At 27.0% G+C, this 6,223-nt stretch carries 7 protein-coding genes; 3 read left to right on the top strand and 4 right to left on the bottom strand.

Annotated elements, in window-relative coordinates:
• Positions 1–1,377: glycosyl transferase (locus tag CQA75_RS09150; RefSeq protein WP_171000079.1), on the bottom strand; the 1,377-nt coding region annotated here is incomplete at its 3' end.
• A 93-nt stretch (positions 1,378–1,470) separates the two neighbouring features.
• Here CQA75_RS09150 and rimO point away from each other — a divergent pair.
• Together rimO and tilS are read left to right on the top strand one after the other, a co-directional pair.
• Positions 1,471–2,790 (top strand): 30S ribosomal protein S12 methylthiotransferase RimO, encoded by a 1,320-nt coding sequence (gene rimO / locus CQA75_RS04285; RefSeq protein WP_137623817.1) that lies wholly within the window; start codon positions 1,471–1,473, stop codon positions 2,788–2,790.
• The gene (gene tilS / locus CQA75_RS04280; protein WP_137623816.1) at positions 2,780–3,745 is read left to right on the top strand and encodes a tRNA lysidine(34) synthetase TilS; all 966 of its coding nucleotides are present in this window, start codon (positions 2,780–2,782) and stop codon (positions 3,743–3,745) included. The genes rimO and tilS overlap by 11 nt, the downstream gene beginning before the upstream one ends.
• Here tilS and CQA75_RS04275 read toward each other — a convergent pair.
• The 3 genes from CQA75_RS04275 to ciaI are packed head-to-tail and all read right to left on the bottom strand — an operon-like array spanning position 3,728 to position 5,690.
• Positions 3,728–4,435: an EI24 domain-containing protein gene (locus CQA75_RS04275; RefSeq protein ID WP_137623815.1), complete on the bottom strand. Its 708-nt coding sequence runs from the start codon at positions 4,433–4,435 to the stop codon at positions 3,728–3,730. The genes tilS and CQA75_RS04275 overlap by 18 nt on opposite strands.
• Positions 4,423–5,121: a dUTPase gene (gene dut / locus CQA75_RS04270; protein ID WP_137623814.1), complete on the bottom strand. Its 699-nt coding sequence runs from the start codon at positions 5,119–5,121 to the stop codon at positions 4,423–4,425. Before dut ends, CQA75_RS04275 begins: the two co-directional genes overlap by 13 nt.
• Positions 5,122–5,132: 11 nt before the next feature.
• Positions 5,133–5,690 carry an intracellular survival protein CiaI gene (gene ciaI / locus CQA75_RS04265; RefSeq protein ID WP_137623813.1) on the bottom strand — a complete coding sequence of 186 codons (558 nt, stop codon included), beginning with the start codon at positions 5,688–5,690 and terminating at the stop codon, positions 5,133–5,135.
• Between the two features lie 76 nt (positions 5,691–5,766).
• On the opposite strand from ciaI, the gene CQA75_RS04260 reads away from it, so the two are divergent.
• Positions 5,767–6,186, top strand: coding sequence for a hypothetical protein (locus CQA75_RS04260; RefSeq protein WP_137623820.1), 420 nt, complete (start codon positions 5,767–5,769; stop codon positions 6,184–6,186).
• Positions 6,187–6,223 lie beyond the last annotated feature (37 nt).

Raw genomic sequence — 6,223 nt, 5'->3', positions numbered from 1 at the left:
AAAAGTTACTTTAGGATTAATAATATCCATTTTAATTCCTAAAGATTTAGCTAACTTTTTACTTTCTAGTTTTTTAATTATTAGGTCTTGTTCTAAATTTAAAATTTCTAAATTATATTTTTTATCTATTAAACCTTTCATTTGGATATTTTCATCGGTTAAATTAGATATTTGAGTATTTAAAGTATTGATTTGATTTTGCAAAGGCGTTAGTTTTATAGGATCTATTCTCTGATTATATTCTTCGATGATAGATTTATAATCTTCCACAGCAGGAATTAAATGTGTAAAATTATATTTTTTTGAAACATTTATTTTTTTGTCAGTAGAAGTTATTTTTTTATCTAGTTTTTCAAAATTAGCTAATAAAAAATAAGATAAACCGCAATGATGAATACTGTTAATATATGTATCTTTGTAAATCCACACACTTGGTTTTGTTAGAGCTTCGTTGTTTTGATTAAAAAAGATAAAACTATTTTCATCGATGATAAATTCTTTTTCTAAGGTATGAAAAAGATAATAGTGAGATTTAATACCTTTGACAATTTTTGTTGTTTTATTTTCTAAAGTAAAACTTGAAAAGCAATTGTAAGCTGACTCAAAGAAATTGCATGTGGCAATTCCTATAATGCAATAATTTTTAAATTCTGGTTTAAATTGAAGTTTTGTTTGATCATCAAGTTTATAAATAATTTCATTAAATAAAGAATTTTCTAATTTCTTACTTTCTAAGGGTGTATTTAGTTGAAATAATTCCGTAGGAGACTTTATGATAAAATTTGGTATTACATATTTTTGTTTTAATTGATTATTTTGAAAATGATTGATATTTTCTATAATATTTTTTCCTAAAATTCTCATTATAGTGGGTAATTGATGATACGGATCATTTGTTTTAAAGAATTCGTTGACATTTTTTTTATTATAATATTGTTGCATATCTATATAGTTAAAATTATAATGATAGATTTTATTTTTTATTATTTTGTTAATTATATCTAATTTATCTTCATTAGATTGTGTTGATAGGGGTTGGATTATAAAAATAATTTTTGAGTTTAAATTTGCTAAAATTTTACATAAAATTTCTAGATTTTTTTTCAATGTTTTTATAGAAAAATTATAAACTCCAAACATATCATATTCATTTGTATTGATACTTACTATAACCATGAAAGCTTTATTTATAATATTATTATTTTTATAGATTGAAAAAATTCTTTGGCTAGAATCAGAGGCCCCTAGAGAAAAATTATAAAATTTTAGTTTTACGTGATTATTCTGATTGATTTTTTCTATACCTTCTTCCAATCCTTTTTGCAAACCATTAATCATAGAGCATGTACTTCCGCCAAGCAAAACCACATTTTCCATAAGAAATTCCTTGAAGTTTTTTGTTATAATTTTAAAAAACTTATTTTATCAAAAAAAAAAAAAATGAAAATTCAAATTTAAAAAGTGAGAAATATGTCAAAACTTTATCTAATGTCTTTAGGTTGTAATAAAAATTTAGTCGATAGCGAGATCATGCTAGGACGTCTTAGTGCTTATGAATTGTGTGATGATCCAAGTATGGCAGATGTTTTGATTGTCAATACTTGTGGTTTTATAGAAAGTGCTAAAAAAGAAAGTATTAATGCGATTTTAAATTTGCATGAGCAAAGAAAAAAAGATTCACTTTTAGTGGTTACGGGCTGTTTGATGCAGCGTTATCAAGAAGAATTGATGAAAGAATTGCCCGAAGTTGATCTTTTTACCGGTGTGGCTGATTATGAAAGAATCGATGAAATGATACTTAAAAAAACGAATTTATTTTCTTCTTCGACGTATTTGCAAAATGAAAACACAAAAAGAGTAATCACGGGTTCTAACTTCCACGCTTTCATAAAAATAGCAGAAGGATGCAATCAAAAATGTTCATTTTGCGCTATACCAAGCTTTAAAGGCAAGTTAAAATCAAGAGAAATTTCAAGCATTGTTGCTGAAGTTAGGGATTTGGTGCAAAAAGGCTATAAGGATTTTTCATTTATCGCGCAAGATACGAGTTCTTATTTATTTGACAAAGGCGAAAAAGATGGACTTATACGCTTAATCGATGAGATAGAAAAAATAAAGGGTGTAAGAGCAGCTAGAATTTTATATCTTTATCCAACGAGTGCGAGTGAGGCTTTAATCAAACGCATTATAGCTTCTAAAATTTTTGTGAATTATTTTGATATGCCTTTGCAGCATATTAGCGATTCTATGCTTAAAATTATGAAGCGTGGGGCTGGGCAAAAAAAACTTAAAGAAATGCTCACTTTAATGAAAAATGCACCTGATAGTTTTTTGCGCACGGGTTTTATTGTGGGACATCCTGGAGAAAGTGATGCGGATTTTGAAGAGCTTTGTGATTTTGTCCAAAATTTTGGCTTTGATAGAGTGAGTGTTTTTGCTTATTCTAAAGAAGAAGATACGGCAGCTTTTGATATGGAGCAAATTCCTTTTAAAACAATCAATGCTCGTCTTAAAAAAATCGAAAAAATTATCGATAAGGTTTTAGAGAAAAGTTTTGAAAAAGAAGTGGGTAAAAAGCGTTTGGTGGTTTGTACTGGGGAAAGTAGTGAGGGAGCTTTTTTCATCGCAGGAAAAGATTTAAGATGGGATAGAGAAATTGATGGAGAAATTCTTATCAATGAAAGTGAGTGCGGTGATTTGGAAATGGGACAAATTTATGAGTGTGAGATCACTCAAAGCTTGGATAAAAAATTAATCGCTAAGGCTTTAAGAAAAATCGATGCAGATTAAGCATGAAATTTTAGAATTATTAAAAAAGGGTAAAAATTTACTCGCTTTTTCTTACGGGAGTGATTCAAGTGCGCTTTTTTATTTTTTAATACAAAATGATATTTCATTTGATCTAGCTTTGATTAATTATAAAACTAGGATAAATAGCGATAAAGAAGAAAATGAAGCTAAAAAACTTGCTTTAAAATTTCAAAAACAAATTTTTATAAAAACTGCCCCCAAATTTAAAGGCAATTTTGAAAAAGAAGCTAGGGATTTTCGCTATGATTTTTTTCATCAAATTTGCCTTGAAAATTCTTATAATCATCTTATTTTAGCTCATCATCTTAACGATCAATTTGAATGGTTTTTAATGCAGCTTTCTCGAGGAGCAGGTTTGGCAGAGATTTTAGGAATGAATGAAATTGAAAAGCATGAAAAATATTGCATTGTAAGGCCTTTGCTTTGCGTAAGCAAGAATGAAATTTTAAATTTTTTAAAAGAGAATAAAATTTTTTATTTTAATGATGAAAGCAATGACGATGTAAAATACTTTAGAAACTATATAAGAAAAGAATTTTCTAATTCTTTTGTTGAAAAATTTTCTAAAGGTTTGAAAAGAAGTTTTGATTATCTAAGTAAAGATCAGCAAAAAATTTATGATTTTGAAAAAATACAAAATTTTAAAGGGATTTTAGTTTGCCCCAAAGAAGAAAGCATGATCGCAAAAGCATTGAAAATTCAAAAGGTTGTTCCAAGTGCTAAACAAAGAGTGCAAATGCTAAAAAGCGATTGTGTTATCAGTGGAAAAATCGCTATAGCTTATAAGGATGATAAAGCTTTCGTTTTTAATTACGAGCTTTGTGAAAAACTTCCAAAAAATTTTAAAGAGGAGTGTAGAAAAGCTAAAATTCCAAGATTATTAAGAGCTTATCTTTATAATCATAATATTGAAATTTCAAGCTTTAAGTTTTAAAATTTTTTGATAGCTTAAATGGGTTAAGAAAATCACAAAAAATACTTGAAAAAAAAGTCCTAAAAATGGCACAGAAGAAAGGACATAAAAACATAAGGTGCTAAATTTAAACTCAAAAGGAGAAAATTTGGCATTAAAACTTTTAAAATTTTGCTGATCTAAAACCGAACTTGTTACATCTAAAATCAATAGTTTATGAAAAAGATAGTAAAAAACAAAATAATAAATAAAAAGATTGACAAAAGGCAAAAATAAAGCTAAGGTACAAAGTATAAAAAAGAAGCCAAATTTTATAAATATTTTAAAAATTTCAAAAAATACTCTAAGGGAGCCAACTTCTTCTTCAAGGCTATAATGATAATATTTTCTATTGATTTCTTTAACAATAAAAGGGGTTAGAAAAGAGGTGATAAAAAGAGCAAGAAAAACAGAAGCAAAAACAACAATAAAGCCTGAAAATAAAAAGCTTATCACAGTAAGCAATACTTGAACTACATGAAAAGCATAAAACCAAGCCCAAAAAGAATCCTCGCTAACGCTAAATAAAGAGTGAAAATAATTGGTTAAAAATGAAAAACCAAAGATCCCTAAAATACTCATAAATAAAAGACTACAAGCAAGAGGGATGAGGGAAAATTTTAAAAATTTAAGCGAAAAAAAATCTTGTAAAGAAAGTTTTAAAATTTGCATGGAGAGACTTTTTTGTATTCTTCTTCAAGATGATTATAAATTTTTTCATAATCGATTTCTGTTTTTAAAATTTCATTTAAAACTTCATTATCTTCTTTACCATTCCAATTTTTTATATAAGTGCCATTTTTATAACCATGATCTTGTCTAAAGGCGTTAAGGACATTTTTTCCTATGTAAATTTGATAAAGACTATTTAAATTAAGACCGCATTTGATTGCTAGAGTAAAATAAACAGATAATAACTCACCCAAATCAAAGTCAAAGCCACTGCATTTATGGATAATAAGCTCTATATCGTTTAAAATACCATAAATTTCACTTTGATTTTCGCTCGGTTTATTTTCTTCTTTGCAAAAATCTTGAAATACACTTACAGAAGCAATTTCTGTAGCAAAAAGGTGAAAATCTTGTTTTTTATTTTCAAGAAGCAAACTTAAAATAAAATGCCAAATATCTACGATTTCTATACGTACATTTTCCCAATTTGTCGGTTCTGAAATATTTTTCCAATGTTTCCAAGCAAAAGAATCGATGAGTTCAGCGCATTCCATATAAATACAACGTCTCCAACTGATCAATTTTCCTTCTTTAGTATAGCCTTCCTCCCAACCAATACCGTTGGTTTCATCATTTAATTTTTGCTGGAGTTTAAGCATATTTTCTACAATTTGCACATTTTGCATGATCAACCTTTTTAAGCGTAAAGATTTAAACCATCTTTTTCTTTATTTTCTTTATTGTTTTGTTCTTGTTGTTTTTCAAGCTGTTTTTTCATTTGCTCTAAAACTTCATCTAAGAGCTTTTTGCTATCTTCTAGCATGGATGCATTTGTATCTTTATTGTTGGTTTGATTTTGTTTTAATAAGCTATCTAGTCTATTAGTTAAATTGCTTGCGATAGCATTTTTATGATTTTCATCTTTTGGAGCTGGTAAAACATCGGCAATTTGCATTGCGGTTTGAATAAGTTCTTTAGGTTTTAATTCTCCTACTTTTGAATTAGCTAAGAAGTTATTTAACATAGGTTCTACATCTTTCATGGCATTTTTGATTTCATTCATATCATTTTGGGTTAATTTAGAACCTTCAAAAGTAAAGCTAAATCCATATTGATGCTTTAAGCTTAATTGTTTGCCGTCTTTATCATTATAATTTAAACTTTGATTATCATACATTGAAAGACTTAAATGCTTACCACTTTTAGTGGTATAGTCCATAGAAAAACTTTGATTTTTACTCGCATCAATTTGCATAACCAACTCCTTATTATTTTTTTGATTATTATATTATATCGGCTGATTTTAAATTTTGTTGAGTATAATTTTAATTATGGATGAAAAAATTTTAAATTTTATAAAAAATGAAAAACTTTTATCATGGTCTATAATCGATGATATAGGAGTTTATACCGCTAGTGCTTTTTATGCTTTTGATGAAAAAAATCTTGCTTTCATAATCGCTTCTCATGAAAATACAAAACATATTCAATTAGCTTTTAAAAATTCTAGCGTTGCTGTAAATATTGCCAAAGAAAATAAAATCGCTTTTTTAAAAGGGATTCAAGCCAAAGCTGAATTTAAAAGAGCAAGTAAAGAACAAGAGAAAATATATTTTTCTAAATTTTCTTTTGCTAGGCTTGATAAAAAAGCTAAAATTTATATCCTTGAAATCATTTGGGTTAAATTAACAGACAATACTTTAGGTCTTGCTAAAAAAATAGAATTTTCTAAAAAATCTTTCATTATTTAACAAAATGAGTTAATATTATAATTTTTAAGTAAAAATT

Source organism: Campylobacter taeniopygiae (assembly GCF_005406225.1).
GTDB classification, from domain to species: Bacteria; Campylobacterota; Campylobacteria; order Campylobacterales; family Campylobacteraceae; genus Campylobacter_D; species Campylobacter_D taeniopygiae.
The sequence above is the reverse complement of the archived record's forward strand: the minus strand, read 5'-3'. Positions and strand labels throughout refer to the sequence as shown.

Bases quoted from the DNA above. Each gene is read 5' to 3' on its own strand.
- CQA75_RS04260 (WP_137623820.1), top strand. From the start codon at position 5,767: ATGGATGAAAAAATTTTAAATTTTATAAAAAATGAAAAACTTTTATCA.
- dut (WP_137623814.1), bottom strand. From the start codon at position 5,121: ATGCAAAATGTGCAAATTGTAGAAAATATGCTTAAACTCCAGCAAAAA.
- rimO (WP_137623817.1), top strand. From the start codon at position 1,471: ATGTCAAAACTTTATCTAATGTCTTTAGGTTGTAATAAAAATTTAGTC.
- CQA75_RS04275 (WP_137623815.1), bottom strand. From the start codon at position 4,435: ATGCAAATTTTAAAACTTTCTTTACAAGATTTTTTTTCGCTTAAATTT.
- ciaI (WP_137623813.1), bottom strand. From the start codon at position 5,690: ATGCAAATTGATGCGAGTAAAAATCAAAGTTTTTCTATGGACTATACC.
- tilS (WP_137623816.1), top strand. From the start codon at position 2,780: ATGCAGATTAAGCATGAAATTTTAGAATTATTAAAAAAGGGTAAAAAT.